At 59.5% G+C, this 25,508-nt stretch carries 23 protein-coding genes; 9 read left to right on the top strand and 14 right to left on the bottom strand.

Going from position 1 to position 25,508, the window contains the following annotated elements; all coding sequences use genetic code 11:
• Positions 1 to 107 precede the first annotated feature (107 nt).
• Positions 108 to 1,814, bottom strand: coding sequence for a gamma-glutamyltransferase (gene ggt / locus FAES_RS24255; protein ID WP_015333845.1), 1,707 nt, complete (start codon positions 1,812 to 1,814; stop codon positions 108 to 110).
• Between the two features lie 79 nt (positions 1,815 to 1,893).
• Positions 1,894 to 3,216, bottom strand: a complete 1,323-nt coding sequence (locus FAES_RS24250) for a glycosyltransferase (protein WP_041258356.1) — start codon at positions 3,214 to 3,216, stop codon at positions 1,894 to 1,896.
• 139 nt (positions 3,217 to 3,355) lie between these two features.
• On the opposite strand from FAES_RS24250, the gene FAES_RS24245 reads away from it, so the two are divergent.
• Positions 3,356 to 4,744 (top strand): sensor histidine kinase, encoded by a 1,389-nt coding sequence (locus tag FAES_RS24245; protein WP_015333843.1) that lies wholly within the window; start codon positions 3,356 to 3,358, stop codon positions 4,742 to 4,744.
• A 38-nt stretch (positions 4,745 to 4,782) separates the two neighbouring features.
• Here FAES_RS24245 and FAES_RS24240 read toward each other — a convergent pair whose 3' ends face one another.
• The 3 genes from FAES_RS24240 to FAES_RS24230 all read right to left on the bottom strand — a co-directional run bounded on the left by FAES_RS24240 (position 4,783) and on the right by FAES_RS24230 (position 8,618).
• On the bottom strand, positions 4,783 to 6,168 hold the full coding sequence (locus FAES_RS24240) for a DUF4403 family protein (RefSeq protein ID WP_015333842.1): 1,386 nt from the start codon (positions 6,166 to 6,168) through the stop codon (positions 4,783 to 4,785).
• 77 nt (positions 6,169 to 6,245) lie between these two features.
• Entirely contained in the window at positions 6,246 to 7,358 is a 1,113-nt protein-coding gene (locus FAES_RS24235; RefSeq protein WP_041258355.1) for a glycoside hydrolase family 18 protein, read from the bottom strand.
• Positions 7,359 to 7,490: 132 nt separating this feature from the next.
• A complete protein-coding gene (locus FAES_RS24230) occupies positions 7,491 to 8,618 on the bottom strand; it encodes an NHL repeat-containing protein (RefSeq protein WP_015333840.1) in 1,128 nt (375 codons plus the stop codon).
• Between the two features lie 247 nt (positions 8,619 to 8,865).
• Between FAES_RS24230 and FAES_RS24225 the strand changes: the two genes are divergently transcribed.
• A complete protein-coding gene (locus tag FAES_RS24225) occupies positions 8,866 to 9,936 on the top strand; it encodes a sensor histidine kinase (protein WP_015333839.1) in 1,071 nt (356 codons plus the stop codon).
• Positions 9,937 to 10,123: 187 nt separating this feature from the next.
• On the top strand, positions 10,124 to 11,020 hold the full coding sequence (locus FAES_RS24220) for a porin family protein (RefSeq protein WP_015333837.1): 897 nt from the start codon (positions 10,124 to 10,126) through the stop codon (positions 11,018 to 11,020).
• A gap of 117 nt (positions 11,021 to 11,137) precedes the next feature.
• Here the strand turns inward: FAES_RS24220 and FAES_RS24215 are convergent, their stop codons facing one another.
• On the bottom strand, positions 11,138 to 12,334 hold the full coding sequence (locus FAES_RS24215; RefSeq protein WP_015333836.1) for a sensor histidine kinase: 1,197 nt from the start codon (positions 12,332 to 12,334) through the stop codon (positions 11,138 to 11,140).
• Between the two features lie 106 nt (positions 12,335 to 12,440).
• Between FAES_RS24215 and FAES_RS24210 the strand changes: the two genes are divergently transcribed.
• Both FAES_RS24210 and FAES_RS24205 read left to right on the top strand, forming a co-directional pair.
• Entirely contained in the window at positions 12,441 to 12,788 is a 348-nt protein-coding gene (locus FAES_RS24210; protein ID WP_015333835.1) for a nuclear transport factor 2 family protein, read from the top strand.
• Positions 12,789 to 13,014: 226 nt separating this feature from the next.
• Positions 13,015 to 14,535 (top strand): GH3 family acyl-acid amido synthetase, encoded by a 1,521-nt coding sequence (locus tag FAES_RS24205; protein WP_015333834.1) that lies wholly within the window; start codon positions 13,015 to 13,017, stop codon positions 14,533 to 14,535.
• Positions 14,536 to 14,538: 3 nt separating this feature from the next.
• On the opposite strand, the gene FAES_RS24200 is transcribed toward FAES_RS24205, so the two are convergent.
• Complete coding sequence (locus FAES_RS24200; protein ID WP_015333833.1) at positions 14,539 to 15,186, bottom strand: hypothetical protein; 648 nt, start codon at positions 15,184 to 15,186, stop codon at positions 14,539 to 14,541.
• A gap of 199 nt (positions 15,187 to 15,385) precedes the next feature.
• Between FAES_RS24200 and FAES_RS24195 the strand changes: the two genes are divergently transcribed.
• The 4 genes from FAES_RS24195 (at position 15,386) to FAES_RS24180 (ending at position 18,843) form a co-directional block, all read left to right on the top strand.
• The gene (locus tag FAES_RS24195; protein ID WP_015333832.1) at positions 15,386 to 15,820 is read left to right on the top strand and encodes an energy transducer TonB; all 435 of its coding nucleotides are present in this window, start codon (positions 15,386 to 15,388) and stop codon (positions 15,818 to 15,820) included.
• A gap of 26 nt (positions 15,821 to 15,846) precedes the next feature.
• Entirely contained in the window at positions 15,847 to 16,287 is a 441-nt protein-coding gene (gene aac(6'), locus FAES_RS24190) for an aminoglycoside 6'-N-acetyltransferase (protein WP_015333831.1), read from the top strand.
• A 232-nt stretch (positions 16,288 to 16,519) separates the two neighbouring features.
• Positions 16,520 to 17,227, top strand: a complete 708-nt coding sequence (locus tag FAES_RS24185; RefSeq protein ID WP_229364529.1) for a hypothetical protein — start codon at positions 16,520 to 16,522, stop codon at positions 17,225 to 17,227.
• Entirely contained in the window at positions 17,224 to 18,843 is a 1,620-nt protein-coding gene (locus FAES_RS24180; protein WP_015333828.1) for a hypothetical protein, read from the top strand. Before FAES_RS24185 ends, FAES_RS24180 begins: the two co-directional genes overlap by 4 nt.
• 44 nt (positions 18,844 to 18,887) lie before the next feature.
• Here FAES_RS24180 and FAES_RS24175 read toward each other — a convergent pair whose 3' ends face one another.
• The 7 genes from FAES_RS24175 to FAES_RS24145 form a co-directional block, all read right to left on the bottom strand.
• The gene (locus tag FAES_RS24175; RefSeq protein ID WP_015333827.1) at positions 18,888 to 19,358 is read right to left on the bottom strand and encodes a MarR family winged helix-turn-helix transcriptional regulator; all 471 of its coding nucleotides are present in this window, start codon (positions 19,356 to 19,358) and stop codon (positions 18,888 to 18,890) included.
• On the bottom strand, positions 19,351 to 19,785 hold the full coding sequence (locus FAES_RS24170) for an EVE domain-containing protein (RefSeq protein ID WP_015333826.1): 435 nt from the start codon (positions 19,783 to 19,785) through the stop codon (positions 19,351 to 19,353). Before FAES_RS24170 ends, FAES_RS24175 begins: the two co-directional genes overlap by 8 nt.
• On the bottom strand, positions 19,782 to 20,153 hold the full coding sequence (locus FAES_RS24165; RefSeq protein WP_015333825.1) for a VOC family protein: 372 nt from the start codon (positions 20,151 to 20,153) through the stop codon (positions 19,782 to 19,784). The genes FAES_RS24170 and FAES_RS24165 overlap by 4 nt, the downstream gene beginning before the upstream one ends.
• 204 nt (positions 20,154 to 20,357) lie before the next feature.
• Positions 20,358 to 21,017, bottom strand: coding sequence for a DUF6766 family protein (locus FAES_RS24160; protein WP_015333824.1), 660 nt, complete (start codon positions 21,015 to 21,017; stop codon positions 20,358 to 20,360).
• A gap of 70 nt (positions 21,018 to 21,087) precedes the next feature.
• Complete coding sequence (locus tag FAES_RS24155; protein WP_015333823.1) at positions 21,088 to 22,206, bottom strand: glycoside hydrolase family 130 protein; 1,119 nt, start codon at positions 22,204 to 22,206, stop codon at positions 21,088 to 21,090.
• 121 nt (positions 22,207 to 22,327) lie between these two features.
• Complete coding sequence (locus tag FAES_RS24150; protein WP_015333822.1) at positions 22,328 to 23,092, bottom strand: SDR family oxidoreductase; 765 nt, start codon at positions 23,090 to 23,092, stop codon at positions 22,328 to 22,330.
• A gap of 54 nt (positions 23,093 to 23,146) precedes the next feature.
• On the bottom strand, positions 23,147 to 25,417 hold the full coding sequence (locus FAES_RS24145; RefSeq protein WP_015333821.1) for a glycoside hydrolase family 88 protein: 2,271 nt from the start codon (positions 25,415 to 25,417) through the stop codon (positions 23,147 to 23,149).
• Positions 25,418 to 25,508: the final 91 nt, after the last annotated feature.

Genomic DNA, 25,508 nt, shown 5'->3' with positions numbered 1-25,508 from the left:
GGCAGCCCCTCGCCAGGCGTTGGCAACGGCGAAAAACGGGTCGAGCGGCGGCTAAAAAAGCCCGCCATGTCTCCCGGCATGGCGGGCTGGCAACGTACCTGAGGCGGTCAGAACCCGGCGGCCTGCCCGTCTTTGCGCGACTCGGTGGCGCCGTGGTAAACCTTGTTTTTGGCGTCGTACATAATGGCCTGATAGCCGCCGTAACTCCCCAATCCATACCCCACGTTATGCCCCTTGACCATCAGGGCGCGGATGGTCTCGTAGGGATAGCCCGACTCGAGCGTGATGGTGCCGACGCCCGTACTGCGTTCGCCGGTCGGTTCCGACGAACCCGCGTGGTCGATGCGGGGGGCATCGCCGGCTTCCTGCGGGTTCATGCCGAAATCGATCATGTTCATGACAATCTGCACGTGCCCCAACGGCTGGAAGCTGCCCCCCATCACCCCGAAGCTCATAAACGGCTGCCCGTCTTTGGTGATAAACGCCGGAATGATGGTGTGAAAAGGCCGTTTGTGGGGCGCATAGGTGTTGTTCTGCCCCTCGGTCAGGCTGTAGAGCTCGCCCCGGTTCTGCAGCGTAAAGCCCAGGACGTCGGGTACCATGCCCGAGCCAAATCCGCGGTAATTGCTCTGAATCAGCGAAACCATATTGCCGTCGCTGTCGGCCACGGTCAGGTAGATGGTGTCGCCGTCTTTCAGCGCCGGGTTGCCCGCTTCCACACTGGCTGCTGCCCGCTCGTCGTTGATCAGGGCCCGGCGTTTGGCGGCGTAGGGCTTGGCGATCAGATCCTGCACCGGTACGTTGGCAAACGCCATGTCGGCGTAATACTTCGCCCGGTCTTCGAACACCAGCTTTTTGGCTTCCACAAACCGGTGAATGTGCTCGGGGCTGCCCCACGGAATTTTCGAGAAATCGTACCCTTCCAGCACGTTGAGCATCTGCAACACGGCAATGCCCTGCCCGTTGGGCGGCAGCTCCCACACGTCGTAGCCCCGGTAGTTGGTCGAGACGGGGTCGATCCAGTCGGAGGTATGCTCCGCCAGATCGCGGTAGCTGAGAAAGCCCCCATTCTTTTTCATGAAGGTATCGATCGTACGGGCAATGTCGCCTTTGTAGAAGGCATCGCGCCCGCCCTTGGCCAGTTTGTCGAGTGTATTGGCCAGCGCCGGGTTTCGGAACAGTTCTCCCCGTTTAGGGGCGGCTCCCGTGGGGGCATACACGTCCATCACGTTGGGGAATTTACCCATCCGGGCGATCATGCTGCCCCAGTAGAAGGCCGCCTCGTCGTGAACGGGGTAGCCCTCGCGGGCGTAGCGAATGGCGTGCGCGAGGATGTCGGGCATGGGCGTTTTGCCAAATCGCTTGTGCAGTTCAAACCAGCCATCCACACACCCCGGCACCGATACCGGCAGCGGCCCGGCCGACGGGATGTGGGTGAGGCCGCGCTTTTTCAGCTCGGCCAGGGTCAGGCTGTACGGCGACCGGCCCGAGGCGTTGAGGCCGTAGAGCTTGCGGGTTTTGGCGTCCCAGACAATGGCAAACAGATCGCCCCCGATGCCGTTCACGTGGGGTTCCACCACGCCTTCCATCGCGTTAGCGGCAATGGCCGCGTCGATGGCGTTGCCCCCCTTGCGCAGCACGTCGATGGCCGCCTGCGTGGAGAGTGGGTGCGAGGTGCAGACCATCCCGTTCCGGGCCATCACCACCGCCCGCGTTGCAAACGATTTGCCCGTCAGGCGGTCCTGAGCAGTGGCCGACCAAGCACCGGCTATGAGCAGCCCGGCCAGAACTATGCGTGTTGTAGCTGTATGCATTCGATAGAAGGTTAACACAGCTAAAATAGCGGTTTTTAACTAGCCTCAACGCCTGCCCGTTACCGGGGTCGCACCTGCTTCACGACAGGGCGGCAACGGGCTCCCCCACCGACTGGGCCAGTAGCTCGTTGATGTACTGTTCGGCCAGTTGATTAGGGTTATACCGGCCAAACTCGTCGCTCAACCGACGTACCTGACGCCGGTAGGTTTCGTCGCCCAGGATGGTGGCCACCGCCCGGCGAATCTGGTCGGGGGTGGGCGTTTCGGTGCGCAGGTCGACACCCACCTGGCAGTAGCCGATCCGGGCGGCGATTTCGTTTTTGCCTTCATGCACGCCCGCCGCCACAATCGGGAGCTTGTGTTGCAGCGCCAGCATCACGCCGCCATACCCGCCGTTGGTCACGTACACACTCACGTAGGGCATCACGGCGTTGAAATCGATAAAGTCTTCGATGATAAAATTGGCCTGTGGGTACCGTTTCCGCAACGCCAACGTACCTGAGCCGCCGGTGGTCACAATCACCAGCGTATCGGGATCTTTTTTGTAGGCTTCCAGCGTGGGCACGATGATCTTCTCCACGTTCCGCTCGACGGTCCCCTGCGTGACGAGCACCACCCGCTTATAGGCCAGCGTTTTGATGGCCTGCTCAAACGGCTGCCTGTTTGCCCGGCTGTAGGGCAGCATGGGCCCGATGAACCGCACGTTGGGGCTGATGCGCTTACGGGGAAATTCAAAACCCGGCACGCCGCTTTGCAGGTACAGATCGGCCTGCCGAACGGTGGCATCAAAGATAAAACCCGGCACCGGCCGAAGGCCGTACTGCGCCCTTAACTCGTTGTGCAGGTCATTGGCGGGCTTCAGCATAACGTCCTGCACCAGGTAGTTGAGCAGCCGACTTACCAGCCGGCCCACCCGGCCCGACTGCGGTTTCATGCCCAGGCTGGTCGGGGGCACCCAGTCGTCGGATTCGGTGAGTGGCACCACGCCCACGCCCACTACCTTCACCGGCAGCAGCTCGCGCAGGAACGTACCCCCCACAAAGCCCAGATCCTGCACAATGAGGTCAAACGGCCATTCGTCGTAAATCGCCCTGAGGTCGTCGATCTGTTCGGGCACACGAAGCAGGAAAATCTGGCCCAGGTCGAAACGGATGCGGGCAATGGCGCCTTTGATGGTGGCCCGTTCGGGGAAGAGCTGATCCAGATTTTCCTGATTGACGGTGCGCGTTTTCACGTACGGGTAATGGTGCAGGCCCAGCTGCGTTACTTTCTGGCCGTAATGCCCACCCACAAACCAGCGCACATCGTGCCCGAGTTGGCTAAGGTGAACGGCCAGGTTGGTGAGGGGGCTAAAGTGCCCGTCGAATGGCATGGTGGCGAAGAGGATGCGTTGGGGATTCATGTGTTGTTCGGATTTGTTGTTCGCCCAAAAATGGCCGTTAACCCAAGCCATGACCAATGGATAACCAGATGAAGCGTCATAAACGCGCCATGAAGCAACGGCTACGTACCTTCGTTCTGAATCCGGTTTGCAGCAGCTTATGGCCTTCCCGCTTCCCACCTACGAACAGTGGTTGCTCCTTTTTACGGGTGGAGCTACCATCATGCTGGCAGCCAACCTCGTTCAGTGGGTCATCCGCCGCGAGCGAATTTACCTGCTCTACAGCGGCTATATCCTGGTGTGGGTCGTTTCGTTCGGTATCCAATTCATCGACGAGCCCGCGCACATCATTGCCTTTTTGCGGACGATTAATCTGCCGCTGTTTTCGTTGCTGTACCTCGAACTGGCCATCGTCTTCCTCAATCTGGCACCGCATACCCGCCTGATGCGCTGGTACCGTATCATGCAGTGGACGTGGTTTGTGATGACCGTGCCGACGGTGTATTTCAACCTGTTCTCGTCGCTCTGGCAAACCGACTGGCACGCAATCTGGCTTGCCAGTTGCCGTATCGCGGTGATCCTGGGCACCAACCTGACCATCGTTTACTCGTTCTGCACCCAGGTAAAACAAACCGATAAGCTCGCCCGCTTCTTTGTGGTGGGCACCATTGCGCTCTGGATCGGCGAAATTCTGGCGGTTGTTTCGGTGCTCACACACAGTGGATTGAGCGCCAAAGAAATGGAAAGCTTGCCGCTGCCCATCAATTTGGGGTTTCTCATGCAGGTGGGTATTCTGCTCGATCTGGCCTGCGTCTCGCTGGGCCTGTCGTATCGGCAACACCAGCAGGCTATACGCCAACTCATGGCCGAACAGGAACTGATGCGCGCACGCGAACAGCACCTGCGCCAGCAGCTTCAGGCTGACCTGGCCCTGCAAAAACTAAGGCAGCAGCATACCGAGGCGCAGATGCGCGCGCTACAAAGCCAAGTCAATCCGCATTTTCTGTTCAACGCACTCAATACGCTCTCGGCGCTGATTGACGAAAATCCCCGGCAGGCGACCGATTACGTCGATGAACTGTCGACTGTATACCGCTACCTGCTGCGGGCGGCCGACCAGGAGCTGGCTCCGCTTAGCACCGAGCTGGATTTCATTCAGTCGTATTTCCACTTGCTGAAAACCCGCTTCGGGAATGGTGTTCAGCCAGCGATACGGGTGGCCGAGTCGTTCATGGACGCCTGTGTGCCGCCGCTGACGTTGCAATTGCTGGTGGAAAACGCCGTCAAGCACAACCGTGTGCTGCCCGAAGAACCCCTGACGATCTGCATTCGCACCTCAGCGGCGGGGCAGCTGATTGTTGAAAATAACCGGCAACCCCGGACGGTTCGGGTCGAGTCCAACGGGGTGGGGCTGTCGAACATCGCCGAGAAATACCAGTTGCTGAATCAGCCGCTGCCACGGATCGAAGAGGTGGATGGCTGGTTTCGGGTGACGCTGCCTTTGGTGACCGCCGTATCCGCCAACGACCCTTCCGTAGAAGCGCACTAAGTACAGGACGGGTAACCCCGCACGGATCACTCACTTATTCACAATTTCTTTACCTGCATCGACACCGTCGACTGCACTCGAATCAGCGCCTGCACGCCGTCGGGTCGGATGGCGATCTGCTTTGGCGTAAACCGGAAGTTCTGAATTGCTAAACTGGTTTTCTCGCCCGGCTTGCCTTTGGCAAAGGCCTCGGTAATCTTTTGGGGCAGTTTGGCAATGTCGTCGCCCAGCGGGATGGTCAGCAACGTACCCAGCAGCCGTACTAACCCCTTATGAACCAGCCGGTTGTTCAGCCCCGACAACACCTCGCTGGTGCCGGGGTCGAAGTCCAGGTTCTTCACCACCAGCGTGTTGGTGAGCGTGTCGAATTCGGGGCGGCCAAGCAGGTAGATCGTCCCGTTGATGAGGCCGCTCACTTCGGTTTTGGCAATGAGCGACCGTTGCCCGCCATACACCGACACCTTCTTGATCGTCAACGTACCCAGCGCCAGTTCAGGCGGCTTTTTGGCCAGATTGAGCGCCAGAATCCGGTTGATGTCGGCGTAGGGAATCGAACTCGTCAGGCGCAGATCCGATACCGACGGTAACTGATCCCGTTTCTCGAGCGTAGGTAGCGTGGTCGGCGTGTGCGGGGGCTCCGTTGGTTTCAGTTCGGTTTTCGTTTCAAACGTAATGCCCAGGTGCGAGGTAATGCTCCGGCTGTTGCCCGTGATGGGGCTCGCGGCTACGGCCACCGGCTTGGGCAACAGCCATAACCCAAATTGGCGGTCGATGAGCAGGGGCTTCTGCATGTCCCGCCAGACCGGGCTCACCAGCTGATCGAGCCGTAGCTCCTTGTAAATCGCCGTGTCGATGGCCGCTTCAATGCTCGACTGGTAGCGGTCGAGTAGCCGCTGCGCCAGGTTGGTGAGTTCGATTTCCTGCCCCAGGATGCGGATTTCGGGCTTGATGACCCACTCAAACTGGGTGAACTTCACCCGGCTGGCCAGCCGCCAGTTGGGCGTGACGGTCAGCGGGCTCTGGAAGCCGACGTTGAGCGCGCAGAAGGGCTTGTCGGGTGGAGCGGGATCACCGCTGAACGGTTTGGCGACCCATAGCTGTAAGGGTGTCGAAAACCGAAGTTGCTGATTAACGTAAGCGATGCGCACTTTGCCCGACCGCGCCACCCGAAACGGGAAAAGGCTCCCTTTCTTGCCGCCGGGCGTGCCTTTTCCCACCAGCACCGGGTCGAGTTCCCGGTTGATTTTTTCTTCCAGCTGCGTCAGTTGAAAGGTGAGGGAACCGGCCACGTACGATGCGGTTTGCGGCAAGGGGGCATCAAATCCTTCGGCTTTGGGCGGGGCCGGGTTCACGCGCTGGCAGCGGGTCAGCAACAGCAGCAACGCCAGCCCCAGTCCATACCGGCTGAGTACAGGTAACTTCATTGAACGGAATGAGTGAATGTGTATCTACGTTCAAGTAACCTTCAGGAAAGCCGTCTGTTCAGCGCCTGCCGCGGTATCTAGTGAAATGCCCGATCGATGGTACCCAACAGATAGGCCTTAGGGTCGCTGAAATACTCCCAGAACATCACGCCCGCCAGGTCATTTTTCGCCACGTACCGGCACTTGGCCTTCACCGACTGCTCGTCGTCGTACGACACAAACCGTTGCAGGCTGGCATTGTAGAGGTAAGGTGCTTTGGCCCGCCGGTCCCAGCGGCGCTCATAGGCCGGGTTGGTCAGCAGGCTGTCTTTGATGAAGGTGTAGCCGCCGCCCCGCTCCACCTTCGTGATCGTACGCGGAAAGGCGTCGGGGTTGGCCGTCTGTAGTTGCCAGGCCCGTCCGTAGAACGCCACACCCAGCACCAGCTTGCTGGCCGGAACGCCCGCCTGCCGGTACAGCGTTACGGCCCGGTCGCCCGACTGCTCATCGTCGACCTTACCCGACGGGAACAGGTTGGTATGGTGCCCCGCCTGCGGCCCGCCCGTGAAGAAATCGTACGACATCACGTTGATGTAATCGAGGTACTGCTGCGCTTCGGCCATGTTGGTATGCGTGAAAATAGCCGGGAAACCGGGCAGGGCGGTCGTGATGAGGTAGCGTTTGCCCGTTTGCCGCCCGAGGCTGTCGAGCTGCCCGCGCAGGGCTTTGAATAGCAGGGTAAAATTGGCATTATCCTCGGGCCGGAATACATTGTCTTCGCCTTTCATGCCCGGATACTCCCAGTCGATATCGATGCCGTCCAGCCCGTAGTCCCCGACAATCGCGGCGGCCGAAGCGGCAAACGCCCTGCGGGACGTGTCGCTCAACACGGCATCAGAAAAGTTCTCGCTCCAGGCCCAGCCACCAATGGAGATCAGGATGTTCAGGTCCGGGTTCCGGCGCTTGAGGGCCGTCAGTCGGCGAAAATTGGTGGAGTCGGTGGCGAGGTTGTGCAGCCACGCCCGGTTGTTCTTTATGTCGACAAAGGCGTAGTTGATGTGCGTCAGCTTCTCCACGGCGATCGCCTCGGCATCGACCAGCCCCCGAAAGCCGCCCACGTAGGCCAGCACGATGGGTTTGGGTTTCGGTTTGAAACAGAGGGTCAGCAGCGACAGGGCGACCATACTGGCGACCAAAAAGGAACGGAGCATGTGGGTGCGTTGAGGGGTATACCGGATAAAGGCGTACTCGCCCCCAAAGCTAATGCCGCTACCGGTACGTTTCTGAGTCAATACGATGATGACCAGAGACGTACCTGCGCCAGACAGACTCGCGGCGTAAGTCTATTGCCAGCTAATAACCCGCTTGCGGATGCAGTGATTGTAGGTGTCGAGGGTGAACAGCTCGCCCTTGCTGTTGACGGCCAGGCTGTAGGTGCCATGCGTAGTGCCGGGGCTCGTGTCGGCATAATCGCTCGACAGCACGCGCCCCAGGCTGTGTACGTAGTCGTCGGGTGTCACCATGATCAGGCCGCTGCCGGTGTCTACCACCACGATCAGCCGTTTGTTAACCGGATCGTACTGCACCCGATAGGGTTGGTATACGCCACTCTGGCTACGGGGGCGGTCGGGGGTGTAGCCGGTGCTCAGCTTTAGGTACGTCGACATGCTGCCGTCGGGCGTCACCATCCGGACGCTGTTGTTGCCCCAGTCGGGAATGAACAGGTTGCCGTCCTGATCGAGGGTAAGATCCTCGACCGTACAGACCTGCGCAGCGGGGCCTTTTCCGTCGGCGTACTTGCAAACGGCCGTGTTTTCCAGCGGCTTACCCGCGAACGTCGACACGGTGTTGGTGCTCAGATCGACCTTGCGGATGCAGTGATTCAGCCCGTCGCCGATGTAGAGCATCCCGGCTTTGTCCATAATGATACTCCAGGGGTTGCTGAACTTAGCCCTCGCCAGCGGCCCGTCGCGGTAGCCAAACGAATAGCCGCCGTCGGGGTCGGGGCCACCACTCAGGCGGGTAACCTGCCCCGCGCTGTTGATGCGGAAAATACCGTTGGGCACGCCGGGTGCATCGCCACTCTCGATGGCGTAGAGCGTGACACCGTCGCGCGGGTCAACGCAAAGGTCTGTAACGGAAGCCAGCCCCTGGGCAAACGTCGTTACGTTCCCCGCCGGGTCGACCTTGCGGATCACGCTGCCGCCGTAATAGCTGATGCGCTGATCGATGACATACAGGTTGTCGTTTTTGTCGATGGTCAGCTGCCAGGGATACTTGAACTTGGCCGCTTTGCCTTTGCCGTTGATAAAGCCTTTCTGGGTATCGGCGCCCGCAATCGTGGTGATGGTCACGTAGGGCGTCTTGCCGGTGGTGGTGCCCGGCGTAACGACTTCGGTGGTGGGTTTAGTGCAGGCCAGGGTGACCAGGGCGGCTGCCAGAAACAGCAGGGGAGTAACAGACAGGTTCATGGGGAAAGCGCCGGAGCGCTTGTTGCTTTGTGTTCGATGCCCCAAAGCTGCACGAGCCCCGGCACGCCCCAAGTACAGTTCCCGATGAACCGGTAAACCCCAACGGTGAAACGGCGCTAAAGCGTGCTCAGGACAGCGAACGTACCTGACGGTCAATAAGTAGGCAGCGTTACAACTAGCTGAGTTGGTAAACAATTACGCGCAATTCTGTAGATTTGGGTACCTGACTCTTCTCTCCCTGCTGTTCATGAAGTCGCTGAGCTATTCTCGCTACGACTGGCTGCTTCAGATCTTTGTGCTACCCCTCTATATCGGGCTGCTGAACTGGATTCTGATCGGCGATGCATACTGGCGCCACCCCACGACGCTGCTGCTGGCGACCGGTATCGCGTTTGCCGAATCGTTTCTAAACTGGCTCATCAACAACCAGGTCGCGCATTACACCAATCGCACCTTTACCGATCCCCGGCAGTACCTGAAACGCGCCATCATACGCTATATAGGGACGGCCATCACATCCAGCGTAAACGTGAGCCTGTTGTATGGTGTGTACTGGGCCATCGGCCTGCCCAATTTTGTCGCCGACCCCGTCCGGCTGGGGTTTGCCATTCTGTATACCCTCGTGATCGTGGCGCTGGTGGTGATCACCTACGAAGGCATCGAGAGCTACGACTACTGGCAGCAATCGCGGCGGGAGGTCGATACGCTCAATAAAGCCCAGCTTCAGGCGCAGCTCGACGCGCTGCGGCAGCAGGTCAATCCGCACTTTCTGTTCAATAGCCTCAACGCGCTGATTTCACTCATTGAAGAAGATCCGCGCCAGGCCGGGATGTTTGCCGAAGAGTTGAGTTCGGTGTATCGCTACCTCCTGCGAAGCAACGACGCGTCGCTGGTGACCCTGGCCGGCGAGTTGGAGTTTATCAATTCCTACTACCACCTGCTCCGAACCCGCCACGGCGACGCGCTGACATTGGTGACCCGGATCGAGCCGGGGTTGGATGCCTGCCAGTTGCCGCCATTGACGCTGCAATTGCTGGTGGAAAACGCCGTCAAGCACAACGTGGTCTTGCCCGATCTGCCCCTGACGATCACGATTGCTACCGATGACCAACGGCGGCTGGTGGTGAGCAACTCGCTACAGCGCAAGCCCAGCCGCGCCCTGAGCAACGGCGTGGGCCTGAGCAACATTCTGGCCAAATACCAGATGCTCGGCCAGCCCGCGCCCCTTATCGAAGACACCGGCACGCACTTCCGGGTGACGCTGCCCCTGCTGCAACCCGCCGCCACGACCCACTCACTGGCCGAAAGCCGCCCGTAAGCCGTTTCCTCTCTGTTCAGGTAAAGTCAGCGCGGTAGCCCCAACCACCGCGCCAGGTGGCGTATTCTGCCGGTTCAACCCGCGAAAAGGACGATCCATACCGAAAGGCGTTTCGGGCCGGTGGGGGTGGGGTCAACTTTACGGCGTAAACGAACAGTAAACGCCGCTTCGGCACCTTCCTCTTACCATGAACAAGTCCCTACTTTTCCTCGCTTTAATTGCGCTGCCCGTCAGCGTATCGGCTCAGACCAAAGCCACGTCGCGCAAACCGGCGCCCGCTGCCGCCCGCTCATCAGCCAACCGACCCGTCGTTCGCCGGGCACCGGCCAACCCAATGGTGATGGCGAAGGCGTCGGCGACCCCGGCCCCCGCCACCAACGTACCCAGCCCAGCAGCAACCCCGCCCGCCCCCGCCCTGGCCGAAAAGCCAACGGCGGCCACCACCGCGACGGCTGCCCAGATGGCGCGTCAGCAACCCCCGGCAGCGCCCGTTGGGCGGGCTAAAACCACCACCTCGACTGGTGAAGACAGCGGCTTTCGGGTGGGCTTCCGGGCCGGGTATGGGGCCGGTTCGGTGAGTGGCCTGAACGCCGCCGATCTGGGTGGGTCGCAGCTTGTTCCGATCACGGGTTTCCACGCGGGCGTCGTGCTGAGCTTCGGCCGGCGGGCCTTCACCGTGCAGCCCGAAGTGCTTTATGCGCAGTATGGCTTCAAAGCCGTAGCCGGTTCCGACTACCTGCAGTTCAAATTCAACGTCATCGAAGTGCCGCTGTTGCTGAAATACACCTTCGGCCAAGCGAACGCCCGCTTTTTTGTCAACGCGGGCCCCACGGCAACGTACCTGCTCGGCGGCACAATCTCGGTGCGCGAGGGCGGCGAAACCGGCGAAGCGCCCATCGAACCTGGCCCGAACGACGGCCGGATCAACTACGGCGGTTCGGTGGGTATCGGGGTGGCGCTGCAAGCCGGACCGGGTAGCCTGCACATCGAAGCCCGCGGCACGTACCTGACCTCCAGCGATGCCGATGGCAACCTGCTCAACGGCAAACTCTCCGTCGGCTACCTGATTCCGATCGGGCGGTAGGGGTAATGGTCAGTTGGCTTTGCCGTCATTGGTTGTCATTGATGGTCATTCGTTGTCATTTATTGTTTTTACAACGAATGACCATCAATGACAACCAATGACGGCGAAGCCAACTCCCTACTCCGGCTGAATGAGCGGGAGGGTGACCACAAACTCACCGTCGATCTCGAAGAAGGTGGGTGCTGCCTGCCCCAGCATCTGGTATTTCGCCAGAATATTACCCAGCCCCACGCCGTTGCTCAGTACCCGCGACGGCTTTTTTTGCAGCGTATTCCGCACCGACAGTCGGGCCTGCGAGTCGGTTTCGATCCGAATCGTAAGGGGTTGATCGGGTAGCACTACGTTATGCTTGACCGCGTTCTCCACCAGCAATTGCAGTGTCAGCGGCGGCAACTGGTAATCGGCAAGGGCCTCGTCGATGGCGACCGTCAGCGTCAGGCCCTCCCCGTGCCGGGTTTTCAGCAGGTGAAAATACGACTGAATAAACGCTAGTTCGGTCGTGAGCGGGGTTAGTCGGCTCTCGTTGGACCGGAGCAAATACCGATACACCGAACTCAGTTCATCGAGAAACACGCGCGCCTGCTGCGGATCTTCTTCGATCAGCGAGTCGAGCACGTTGAGGCTGTTGAACAGAAAATGCGGGTTGACCTGCTGTTTCAGCGCGTCGAGCTGGCTTTGCAGGTTGGCGATGCGGAGCTTTTCTTTCTCCTGCTCGGCCTGCTTGAGTCGTTTGTGGTTCTGCGTTGAGTCGTGAATGTAGAAGAGGGTTTCGTAGAGGGTCAGGTAGAAGGCAACGATGATGACCGACTGAAAGACGTCGACGCCAAACAGGCGAAACGAAAGGGTCAGGCTGTTGAGCGTAAAACTCGCCGCCTGATCGGTGTTTCGGAAATTGGCCAGCGTACCATACCGCACCCAGAACCGCAGCACTGCCGACAGAAAACCAAGGATCGACGCCGCCACAACGCCCGTCAGCACCGTGAGCAACAGGCGCAGGAGGGTTTTCCGCCGCTGGGGGAACCGCCGCCGGAAAACGAAAATCAGGCCGCGCAGGACGTGCCAGTACGTGACGAAAAGTAACAACGTCAGCGTAATGCGCAGGAGCAGTTTACCGCTGAAGGGTTGCTGGAAAACACCCGCGCCGCTGGTATAGAGCAGCATCAGCAACAGAATGCCCACGATGCGTAGCCAGCGGTCGTTTAGCGGATCCAAGGGGAAGCGGGTAGCGGTTAGAGAGCCACAGATTACGCCCCTCCGGGCGGCTGAGCAAGCGAAATACCCATGAACCGGAACATCAGGTGGGTGAACCGTCATTTCGGGCTGGTGACACCTCGGCGCAGCCGACAAAATCTCAACCGGCACCGACGCGTTACCCACCGGCCCGGCGCTTAGTTTTGGCCAACACAACCCCCAGACGACGATGACCAATCAGGACCTGATCAGCCGGGCCTACGAGGCCTTCAATGCGCGCGTCATCGACGGCGTGCTGCCCCTGCTAACCCCAACCGTCGACTGGCCAAACGGTTGGGAAGGCGGCTACCTGCACGGGCACGACGCCGTGCGCGACTACTGGCAGCGCCAGTGGCAGTCGATCAACCCCGTTGTGACGCCCATCTCGTATCGCGAGTTGCCGACTGGCCAAACGGAGGTGGTTGTGCATCAGCTGATCGAGGACAAACAAGGCGCGCTGCTCACCGACGGGCTGATCAAACACGTCTACACGATTGAAAACGGGCTCATCAGCCGGATGGATATCGTGACGGCTTGACGGCAACGTACCTGAGAGCGGCCCGGCTGCAGTGCTCAGGTACGTTGCCAAAACAAGGGTTGGCCGTAACCGCGGCCTGCCGAATCCCCATGCCCTGGCACGAGGTCTGTATGCCAACCAGACGCTTGGTACTCGATTGCCATACATCAGTATTGTGGTCGACTTACCAACAAAGGCGGGGTGAGCGGGTTAATCGGGTAGTGTATCTATTCGATAGAGCTTCTATATGGCCGTTATTGGTGAATTGATTCGAAAGGCCATTGATGTATATGGCTTCATTACGTCGGAACCTAATCCGGCCAAGGCGCAGCGCGAGGTACTCCGGCAGTTGCTGGAAAAAGCCCGGCTCACGGCCTTTGGCAAACGGTATACGTTTACCGACATCCTGCACAGCGCCGATCCGGTCGCGGCCTTTCAGCAGGCGGTGCCCGTTCATGACTACGACAAACTACATGCCGACTGGTGGCACTACCTAGAAGAAGGGCACCAGAACGTAACCTGGCCCGGCGGACAGCATTATTTCGCGCTCAGCAGCGGCACCACCAGCACCAGCAAAGCCATTCCCGTTACCGACGATATGCTCGATTCGATTCGGAAATCGGGGATTCAGCAGGTGATGAGCCTCAAAAACTTCGATCTGCCCGCCGATTTTTTCGAGAAGCAGATCATGATGCTGGGCAGCAGCGTCAACCTGATCCAGAAAGACGACCATCAGGAAGGCGAAATCAGCGGCATCAGCGCGGCCAACATTCCGGCTTGGTTTCGGGGCTACTACAAACCCGGCACCGAGATCGCCTCCATCCTGGACTGGGACGAGCGCGTGCGACGCATCGCGCAGGAGGCCCCCGGCTGGGACATCGGTAGCCTTAGCGGCATTCCGTCGTGGATCGAGATGATGTTGAAGGAAGTAATCGCCTACAACAAGCTCGACACCATCCACGACATCTGGCCCAACCTGCAGGTCTACACCTCGGGTGGGGTTGCGTTTGAGCCGTACCGGAAAAGCCTCGAAACGCTACTGGCCCGCCCCCTCACCTACATCGACACGTACCTGACGTCGGAAGGGTACCTGGCGACGCAGAAACGCCCCGATACCGAGTCGATGGCGCTGATCGTCGACAATGGCATCTTCTTCGAGTTTGTGCCCTTCACCGACGAAAACATGGACGAAGCCGGCCGGGTAAAACCCGACGCGCCGGTGCTGGCCCTCGAAGCGGCCGACGAAAACGTGGACTACGTGCTGCTGATTTCGACCGTATCGGGCGCGTGGCGGTACATGATCGGCGACACCGTGATGATCACCGACAAGCAGCGGGCTGAGATCAAGATTACCGGCCGCACGAAGCATTTCCTGAACGTGGTCGGCGAGCAATTGTCGGTGTTTCAGATGAATCAGGCCATGCAGCAGCTACAGCAGCAGTTCAACATCGAGATTCCCGAATTTGTGGTGGCGGCGGTGCGTAAAAACGGCGAATACATCAACAAATGGTATATCGGCGCCAACCAGACGCTCCCCGACGCACCGGTGGCTCCCGCCCTCGACGAGGCGTTGCAGGTGGCCAACAAAAACTACAAGGTCGCCCGGACCAAATCGCTGAAAGGCGTGGAGGCCGAGGTGATTCCGGTCGAGAAATTCTACCGCTGGAGCGAGGAATTCAAGAAACTGGGCGGGCAGGCGAAGATTCCGCGCGTGATGAAAGAAGCCGATTTTCTGGAATTCGAGCAGTATATCAACAGCCTGGGGTAAGGGCTAGAGGGCGGCGCGCTGGGCGTCGAGCTTCTCGGTTTCCAGCCGCCGCACCTGCTCCGTTATTTCCTCCGGCGACACATACAGCCGGGCAATTTTGTCTTTGTAGGCCTGCGGCAGTTCGGTATGGTCCAGGATAAACCGTTTGGTGGCGATCAGGTAGTTGCCCAGCCCGTGGTTGACGGCGTAGCCATCGGCCAACTGTTCGGCTTCCTTAACGTACCTGGCCGACAACAGATACGACAGGCCAAACCGCACCATGCCGAGGTTGCTGCGTTGTTCGTAATCCATGATGTGCCCCAATTCGTGGCCGATCCAGCCAATCATGATCTCGTCGGGCAGTTGATGGATCGGGATGGCCGTGTGCGTGAGCCTGAAGAGCGCGCTGATGTAGATGCGGTAGGTGCGGTGCTGCCGCGGCCCCAGCAGGCTGCTGAACACCGGTTGCGCCAGCATCACCGACGACTTGATGTACTGCCTGAACTCGAAATGAATGACCGTGTCGGCCAGTTCCGGGTAGAACGACAGGGCCGTCAGGACATTTTTCTCGATGATCGCCGGAATGTGCTTGTGTTGCCCAAACGCGGCTAGTTCGGGCGTGATACCCCGCTGTTGGGCCTCAATGCTGGCGGCTGTCGTTGGTGTTTCCATGCTTGCTTCGTTGGCTATTAGTCTAACTCGCTATTCGGCCGTTGGTTTCAGAGCCAGGTCGCGCCAGGTCTGTTTCGGCTAGCTCCCTCGGAATGGCAGAAAAGCGTACGTCGCTCAAAAAGATACTTCGCTTTACGGTACTATTAAGTTTACGCAATGGCTTTATGGGGGTTCTTATTTTGTCGATCTTCGATCGCTTATGAACCAGATGATCCGTTGCCGCGCCAAAGCTGGCCTGCGTGTGCTGTTGCTGCTCGCCGCCATGCCGCTACTCCAGTTATGTCGGCCGACCGACCCAAACCCCGCCGATAACGCCGTGTATACGCTGGCCGAGGTCGATCAGCCACCAATGCCCGCGGGCGGCGACTCGGGCCTGAATCAATTCCTGGCGACCAACCTCCGCTATCCGGCCGAAGCCCAGCGTGCCCGGATTATGGGCCGGCTCGTGGTCGATTTCGTCGTCACCCGACAGGGGAGCATTACCGACGTGCAGGTTGCGCAGCGGCTGGGTGGTGGCTGCGACGAAGAAGCCATGCGGGTAGTCAAGCTGATGCCTAACTGGACGCCCGGCCAAAAAAATGGGCAGCCCGTGAACGTAAAAACCAGTAAGCCCTTTTCATTTACAATGCTGTAACGGCATTGTGACGAGAAAACGAGTTTATGACGATTCACGAAGTAGCGGAAAAAGACCTGGACGACTGGTTGCAACTCGCGCTCGAATTATGGCCCGATTATGATGCCGCCGACATGCAGGCCATCCTGGGCACTATTGATCAGTCGCCCCGAGAAGCGGGTTTTCTGGCCCGCGACGAACGGGGCAAGGCTATTGGCTTCATGAACCTGTCGCTACGTATCGACTACGTACCTGGCGCCAGCCAGACGCCGGTTGCGTACCTGGAAGGCATCTACGTGCAGCCCGACCGGCAGGACCAGGGCATTGGCCGGGCGCTGATCAGCCGGGCCGAGCAGTGGGCCCGTGAGCAGGGCTGCACTGAGCTGGCTTCCGACGTGCTGTTCGACAACCAGTTGGGGCAGGCTTTTCACAAACGGAGCGGCTTCACCGAAGTCGAGCGGGTAGTCTTTTACATCAAGCAGGTGTAAGGCGCTGTCTGTTCGGCAACGTACCCGACGCGCCGGGTACGTTGCCGAACAGACGCGCGACTAGTGACCCGTTGGTTACCAACCGCTTGCAAAAATTAATTCTCTTTCTGGCTTATTCTTTTGCACTAAACGCAGATTGGCGGAGCAGGTAATGCCGCTGTGTACATCTTTACATATGTACCGGGCTTCGGCTTGCGTCGGCAGGGACAAAGAAAGGCATTACGGAAAGCGTATGAAAACAGGACAGTGCTACGGGTTGGTCGTTGGTTTTGCGCTGATTGCACAGCTAGGCTATGGGCAAAGTGGGCAAGGTGCTCCCCGCCTCATCGACGCCGTCGGTATCAAGCTCACCACCACCGGCCCCGGCATCATGCTCAGCCGGACAGTAAGCCAAACGCATCGGCTCGACCTGGTGGTGCAGGGGCAGTACATCGCCTACCGCAAACCTATCAAGGTCGATGTTTCGTCGGAATCATACCTCAATATTGCCCCCGACGTCATGATCGGGCTGGTGCAGGCGGGCGTCAACTGGCACCCGTTCCGGCGCAGTTCGTTTTTTGTGGCGGGCGGTATCGCCTATAGCTGGCATCCGTACATCGGTGCCGTGGCGACCACCGACACCAAGCTGAAACTCGACGGGCTCGAACTCACACCCGAAGACGTTGGCACGGTCGATCTGCGCCTGCAATGGCAATCGGTGCTTGGGTACGTTGGCTGGGGTTTTGGCCGCGCCGTTCCCCGCAAACGCTTCGGCGTAGGAGTCGAGATGGGCGTTTACTACCTGGGCCGCCCCCGCGTGAACCTCGCCTATGAAGGCTTTCTGGAAACGACGACGCTCGATGAACAGGTGCCGATCGTGGAGAATAACCTGCGCAACTACCGCTACCTGCCCACGCTGAACCTCCGGCTGACGTACAACTTAAACCGACCCACGTTATGACCCACCGGATGCTTTCCTTCGCCGTCCTTGTGCTGGCGGGTGGCCTTTTTACCTGCCAGAACCCCATCGATGGCGTCAAAATCGGTCTGAAAGACCCGATCGAACAGGGCGTTGTCGAAATCCGCCTCTACGACCCGGCCAACAACCCGCGCCCCACCGACAACCGGGTGAAAGTGGCAGGCCCCGACGCCAACCGGGTGGTGACCACGCTCAACACCACTAAATACAAAGTCAACCCGGAAGGCGTACTGCTGCTGGCTCCGGCGCCCGAAACGGTGCTGTCGACGCAGCAGCCGTTCCGGTTTACGGCGGTGGTGGAAACCAACGGGTACCTCACCGTGCTGCAACCGATGGTGCTCACCAACCCGAGCCGGGTGGGGCGTTCGGTGCGGCAGATCAGCCAGAGCAAGCCCCCGCGGTCGCTGCTGCCAGCGCGGTCGTCGGGGCGCGCCGATGCCTCGGGAAGCCTGTCGGGCGAGCTGACGGCTACCACCAATGGCCCCACGGCCGATGCGTGGCGGGCGTCGGTGGTGCTCCTAACCGGTACCAAACTCACCGACCGCGACGGGCAGGCCGTGGGTGGCCCCAACACGCTGCAGGTACTCTACGTACCCAACCGCTACGACGACGCCCTGGGCAACGTACCTGGCGGTGGTATTCTGTCGAATGTGGCGGGGCTACCGGGCAAGCCCGCGCTGGGGTCGATGCGGGTTCTGTCGCTGGCGGGATCGGTTGCACTGGAGCTGTTCAACGAGTCGTACCAACTGGCAACCCAACTGGCTCCGGCGGCGCGCTGGACGATGGAGATCAACCCGGCCACGACCAACGCGGTGACCGGGCGCGTGGTGCAGCCCGGCGATTCGATTCCACTCTATAGCTACGATACGTTTCTGAACCGCTGGCAGGCCGAAACGCCCGGCGTGGTGGTGCGCAACGCCCAGACCGGCAAGCTGGAATACGGGGCAACGGCAAGCCGGGTCGCCACGTACGTAGCCGCCTGGACCGAGTCGGTATGTGACGTGGGGCCGGTGTTTAGCGTGACCAGCAAACTGGCCAATGTCGACATCAATTACCGTTGCGAGCTGATCGACGCCGACAACGGGCAGCGCGTCACGACGTTCTACGCCAACGTCAACAACGGGGCGCTGATCCGCATCTCGAATCAGCGCAGCGGCCGACGTCTCAAACTGCGTATTTACGACGAAACCGACGCCTGGGGGAAAGGCACCAACGGCGGGCTGATCGCTGAGTCGGCGGTTGGGCAGGCCTGCGAACCCAAGCCCATCCCGGTCAGCCTGGCTGAGTTGCCTGTGCCGCCGGTCATCAAACTGGTGCTCGATTTTCGCTGCCCATCGGGCAAAACGCTCGACGAAGCCTCGCTGCCCGCGCAGATCATTACCCAGTACAGCGAGGTGGGCAAAGAGTCGTGGCGCAGCCTCATTACCGCCACCCGCACCGTCCGCAACGTAGCCTCGTTCAAACTGCAAACAGGCCGACGCTACGATTTCCGGGCGAGTACCGACGGCGGCGCCACCTGGCCCCTGCGCGAGAACAACTACCTCGTCGAACAGTCGCAGTGGACGCTCAAAATCAACCTGGACTCGTACTGCAAATAGCCCAATAGCTTAGCTGGCTTGCTGCAAGAATGCTGCGTCGACGGTTAACGCACCGGTGGTCCGTGAGGCGGCAAGGCTAACCGTTGCATCAGCTGATTAAAGAGACTGGTGTCGGGCTCGATGGACCTGAAAAAAGCCCGGTCGACCTGCTCAACCAGGGTATTGGCCTGAGCCAACACCGTTTCGCCTGCCGGCGTCAGGTGCAGGTGCTTGGCCCGTCCGTCCTGCGGATTGTCAACCCGTTGCACTAACCCCTTGCCGGCCAGGGTTTGCACGACCTTGGAGGTCATCATTTTATCGGTGTTCGCGTAATCGGCCAGTCGTTGCTGGGTGACCAGCTCGCCCTGTCGATTGAGCCAGTACAGACCGGCCAGCAGCGAGAATTGAGTCAGCGTAAGCCCCACACTACGCAATCGCTGATTCATGAGCAATTGCCAGCGCATACTCACCTGCCAGAGCAGATAACCGTTGTTTTCCTCGGGTTGGGCAAAGCTGAAAATGGCGGTTTTAGTCATGGGCGTCAGAAGTCATGGCCGACCGAATCAGCGCGAAGTCGGCCGCTGGAATGTCAAAGCAGCCAAACCGAAACTTGTTCCCCCAATGCGTTTTATTCTCGATAAACGTGAGGCGTTCCAGTAAAGGCTGAATGGGTATCTCGGTAACGGGCTGGTAATCGGCATGACGCCGAAAGGGGCGAAAATCGGGACTGACATCTGCCTGAAACACCGGCCCCTGGCATACGACACCCAAAGCGACAAAGTGCTGGTACGGTTCGGTTTGGCCATATTGCCGCTTGGGTGCGTAGATAACCACCCCATCACCGGGTTGCATGCGGCGCAGGGGAGCGGGCTTGCCATGATTAGCCTGCAAAATGCCTTGCTCGACACCATTCAGGGCGTGGTCGCGGCTAGCGACCACCACCCAATAGCGTGGTTGATTCATAGCGCGTTGGTTTCTTGCAGTGTAAGCCAATACCCGTCGGGATCGGCAAGGATAGCGGTGTTTCCGAAGGGGGTTGGCTGTATACCTCGGACCACCGTAGCCTTTCCCTCGATACGCGCCAAAAAGGCGTCCAGTTCAGTGATTGCAAACCAGAGACCGACGCCCCAGCCCAGTTTCGGGGACGCGTTTAGGTCAACCAGTGGCTTCCGAATCGTGAAGATGGCCCCGCTCCCGGTAGCAAACACGCAGGCATCGGGTGGCGACTGAGGAGCGGGTTCAAACTGCATCACATCCGTGTAGAACTGACGCGAGGCATCCAGGTCGCTCACCTGGAGCGAAACAAAGCCGAGTTGGGTTGGTGTTGCCATGGGGTTGAATTAGTAGTCGTGACTACTAATTCAACCGCGCACGTATCCGATTGGTTCAGTGTAGTCAGCACAATAAATCAGAAACTCACGTAAGCCCTGTCTAGCAAGCTGGCGATAGGGCTCGTGTTTAACCCAATCGGCTCGCTGACAGCCTGTTGCTGACGTCTATTCAAAGGCGCAGGCGTCAACAACGACCACACTGGTCTACTTTCCTGTTTCGCTGTGGGGGGCGTCGACGGGCTTCGATTCGGGTGATCCTTTCTGCCGAAGGAAGATCGACAGCACCACAATCGACAGCACCGACAAAAATTCACTTTGCCAGTTTTGCAGCGACTGAAACCAGAACTGGCTGGTGCCCATAAACTGCCAGAGCGTGAGCACCTCGGGCTTGCCATGCATGGCCTGCTCGGCGTTGTACTGTTTGGTACCCCCGATGGCATGCAGAAAAAACGACAGCCCGAACAGCGCGAAAAACGCGAGGCTGAGCGAGTTTTCGTAGAGCTTTAATACCCAGCCACCCCGCCGCACCGGCCACGGGGCATCGGCCCGCGAGGGCGAGGGGTCACGGTCGACTTCCTCCGGCTCGTCGAGGCTTTTCGATTCCGACGAGCCTTTCTGAAACAACGAAGCAGTGAGGAGCACGTACAGGCCCATTTGCAGAAACTCGCTCTCCCAGTTCTCAAAAACGGCCTCGATGCAGTGGCCGCTGCTCAGGTACGTGCCGAAAGAAAGGGGCGCTCGGCCAAAATCGGTCAGGTCGCTGTTAAGCTCGTGCCAACCAACCACCAGCTGCCCCAGGAGCGTCAGTACGGTAATGACAACCAAAACGAGCGAAAGCCCGTTTTCGCGAACAAACGTTTTCATAGTTGAGTGAATGACGTAACGGACGGATTAACGCTATTGCTTATACGTCATACACTATAACACAAATCGGCTAAAAAAGGCTTTTGGGCAGGTGAGTTATCCGGCAGGCCAGATCGGCCTCACCCGATGCCACGATGTAGTGATCGCCCGCTTCGACAATGCCCGTGGTGAATACGACGCCCGACAGATAAAGCTGATCCTTGATGGGTTCGGTCAAGGCCGAGTTGGGTTCCATCAGGGGGGTGGTGTCGTGGAGCTGAATGAGCTGCGTGGGATCGTTGGCGTCGAGCAAGGCCCAGAAGGTGCGGTAAATGCCCACGACGCCATTCAGCTCGACGCCATGATACAGGAGCAGCCAGCCCTTCTCGGTCAGGATGGGCGGCGTGCCTCCGCCGATCTTCATGGTCGAGGCCGACCCTTTGCGGGCGCGGATGAAGGGCTCGTCGACGGGTTTCCAATGCAGCGCATCGGGCGACGACGACAGGTTGATCGACGGGCCCGGAAACGAGTCGCTGCCGGGGCGGGTGGCAAAGTACAAGTCGCCCAGTGGCCGGGTCAGCGCGTAGAACTTTCCATCGATCAGGCCTTCGAACAAGACCATATCCTTGTTCTGATGATCGAGGATAATGCCCCGCAGCGTGTAGTTGAGGCCGTCGGTTGAGGTGTACAGTGTGGTTGAGTGGCGCTCGGCGCTCACCGAGCAGGTGGTCATGTAATAGGTGTCGCCGATTTTCGAGAGGCGCGCATCCTCCACACCATACTCTTGGTAGGTACGTTGCGGGGCAATGATTTTGTCGTAATGCACCGATACCACGCGCGTGCCATCGGGAGTTAGCTCAACGGGAAGCAGCCACGACAGCGACGTGAGCGCCATGACCTTGTAGGGGTAACCCAGCAGCTGAAACTTGCGCGGATCGGCCGCATTGACGCTGTTGAGTGGGTAAGCATCGAGCACGTAGCCGCCCGCCTGATCCCAGCGGATAGTGTGAATCTGCTCGCCGATGATGGGCTGATTGAGCGCCTCGGCCACCCGAATCATAAGCAGCAGATTCCCGTTGGGCAGGCGCGTGAGGCCGGGGTTGAACGCCCCCAGCACATACGTTTGCGCCTGAATCGACGACCGCAGGGGTGAGTATGAGAGATCGACGTCGTTGGGGGAAAACACAAGCAGATCGGTCGGGAAGGGCATAGAGGGAAGGATTTTGGAATACTTAATGATGGCTGACGCTCGGATGATTACTGACGCCCAGTCGAGAGCCGAGCGTCAGCAACCATCCGCGCATCAGCAACATACCCAGCTGCGACTGGTATCAGATCAATTGCAGGTGCGGGCGGATCTGAATGGAAACGACATCGCAACGGCGTGGCTGCGTCAGGATGTAGTGGACCGCTACGGCGATGTCTTCGGCCCGCAGCATCTCGCCCGATGCCTGCTTGTCGCGTTCCTCGTCCGAGGTCGTATCCTGCATGTCAGACCCGACCGCGCCCGGCTCGACCAGACTCACTTTGATACCGTCGGGGTTGACTTCTTTGCGCAGGCTTTCGGCAAATCCCTGAATGGCTGATTTGGTGGCGACGTATACCGAACTGCCCGCCTCACGCACATCGGCACTCATGGAGCCGATCAGCACAATATGGCCATGTTTCTGCGGCTGCATCCGGTTCAGGGCTTCTTTGGCCGTAGCCATATACCCGATCAGGTTGGTCTCGATCACGTACCGCCAGTCGGTATCACTCATCTCGCTCAGCGACTCGGCCCCCAGTGCGGCATTGTTGACCAGCACATCGAGGCCACCTAGTTTTTCGTCGGCAAAAGCAAAGAGCCGCTTGATGTCGTCGGCCTTGCTGCTGTCGGCGATCAGCCCGTCGGCCTGCCCCCCGGCCGCTCGGATGGCGTCGAGGGCTTCGTCGAGGGCCTGCTGCTGTCGGCCAAACGTAATGATGTGCGCCCCGTAGGAGCCTAGTAGCACCGCAATGGCGCGGCCAATACCCGTGGTGCCGCCGGTGATCAGGATACGCTTACCGGTCAGCGATTCGACGGCGGTATGGGCGTAGTGCGCGGTTGTCGTTTCCATAACGTTGGTTGTTGAGTTAGTTTTCGTTGTGAGGTTCGTTGCTTGATGCGGCGGCTACGAACGGTCCCATTCGATCCGTAGCTGTTTATTGCCCGGTACGGTATAATCGGCATAGTGCCGGGTTGTCTCCGTGGGCTTCAGGGGTGTGTTGGTCGGGTCGGCATCGTCCAGTAGTCGCACCGTGGGTAACTCGCGACTTTTGGCCAGTAACCGTACCCGGCACGTATAGTCGGCCGTACCCGCCAGCCGGATAATCACGTACCCGCTGTCTTTGTGTTCAGCCTGGTATTCAGCCTGATAAACGGGGTAGTCGGCAAAAACGACGACCGGCACCGGGGCAAACCGCTTGTAGGCGTAGGTCGTCAGGATGTAGGCCAGCGCGCCGCCGTAGACTTCCTGCCCAACTTCGCCCGCCTGTTTCCAGCCCGTCGGCATGTCTTCCAGCGGCATCGGCAGTTCCCGGATAATCCGCCCCTCGCGGGGGGCCTGGCAAACCATCTCGGCGGGTAGTTCCGACGGGTAGTAGAAGCGCCCCCGGTGCAGCAGGTATTTCATGTATTCGGACAGCAGCAGCCGGATCGGGTCGGGTACGTCCTGTCCCACTTCTTTTAGGAAATTGATCATCGTCGCCACGATTTCGGCCTCTTCGTAAGCCGCCAGGTAGGGCGCGTTGTTGAGTGGCGCGACCCCCAGGAAGGTGCTGCGGACCTGCCCGAACCCAAAATCGCCTGCCCAGATCCACATGCGGGCCATAATGTTGGCGATGCTGAGGCGGCTCATGTCGAAGTACAGCCGGTTGCCGGTGAGCTTCCAGAGCTTGGCCAGCGTGAGGGCGCTCATCACCGTAATGTTGGTCTGGTAGAGCAGTTCAAACCCCTTCCCGCGCAGCCGTTCCGCCGATTTGACGGCCTCGTCGAGGTAGCGCTCGTCGCGGGTGAGTTCATACACCTGCACCATGACGTGGGTGTACAGCCCGGCCACGTCCAGCTCACCACCCTTGCCTTTTTCGGTTTCGGCTTTCACCACGTCCAGCGTGCGGATGTCGTAGAAAACCGGCCAGTCGTAGGCGAAGTGGTGCGCCGCCCGGATCACGAACTCCAGCGAGCTAAACAGCAATTCCTTGGCCTTGGTATCGCCCTTATCAGCCAGCCGGCTCAGGTTCATCAGGGTATGGAGCAGGTACCAGGAGTCGATTTTGTTGGGGTCCTGCTCCTCGCTGCGGTTTTCTTCGGTGAAGGTGCCGCCCGGCAGCCACCGCATGATGGTTTCCTGCTTTTTGTCGTAAAACGTGGGCAGGCTTTTTTGCAGCGCTTCCACCAGGGGTATTGGCCGCTCGCCCCACGTCTGGTATTCCCAGAGCGGCACCAGAATGGCCAGTTGGACCATGCTCTCGGGCGGCTTGTTGGTCGCATCGACGTAGGCATTGAGGTAATACTGCTGGCGAATGCGACGCCCGCAATGCGGCGATTCGGTCAGGGCGTCGATGGTGCGTTCGGCGGCCTTACGCCAGTCGTAGTACGTCGTTTCGAGGCGGGGTAGCTGCCGGTAGACGCAGGCAATCGCGGCCATGAACTGATCGGCGGCCTCAAACTCACTTGCCGGAACGGTCTCGCTGAGGTAGATGAACGCGTCGGACAGCACCACGGCCTGCTCGGCTTCCAGCGGGTGCTCCGACGACGGCAGCGCAAAGCCAACCTCGGGCCAGTGGGCCTTCACCGTGTCCGACGGCTCGGTTTGCGTCGCCTGGAAATACGGGTTGAGGGCGGTGAAATTCTGGAAATAGACGAGGGAGCCCTCCAGCGGTTTGGTCACCGACAGATACGCCAGCCCCGACGTGGGGCCGCTTTGGGTGACGTAGACCATGCCCTCGGTCGTGATGGGATTGAACTGACCATCCAGCAGGTACAGATCGCGCGGGAAGGCCTGCACGCTGAACGGCTGATGCGGGGTGAGGGTGGTGGTGTAATGCAACAGGGCATCGTCGCCGGGCCAGCTCACCGTTACCTGGAACGTACCCAGCGCCCCGTCGATGAGGTACTCGACCGACGTTTTGGTTTTTTTGCCAAGGCGATATCCCTGAAGCGTTTGCGGGTCGTAGCAGGTGCGGATGGCCACCTGCCCCGATTCGCCCAGGGTGTAGAGCAGCCAGAAGGAGTTGGGCGTCAGGCAGCAGCGCAGGCGACCTTTATGCGCGGACAAGGGTACATCGGCCTGCTGATCGGCTTGCTTCAACTGACTGTCGAGGCCCGCTACCCACTGCGAGGTGTCCTCGGTTTGGGTAAACGGTTGCCAATAATCGGGTTGATTATACGGTTTACGACGCATGGTAAAAATGAGGTTGGAAGGTGTTTTTACAAACGTGAAAAGGTAACAGCCTAGTAATTCAATTGGCTTTGTAAAGTAAGGCAGCGGTCCA

The sequence above is a fragment of the Fibrella aestuarina BUZ 2 genome, assembly GCF_000331105.1.
Lineage (GTDB): Bacteria > Bacteroidota > Bacteroidia > Cytophagales > Spirosomataceae > Fibrella > Fibrella aestuarina.
Note: the sequence above shows the minus strand (reverse complement) of the source record. Positions and strands in the feature narration are given on the sequence as shown.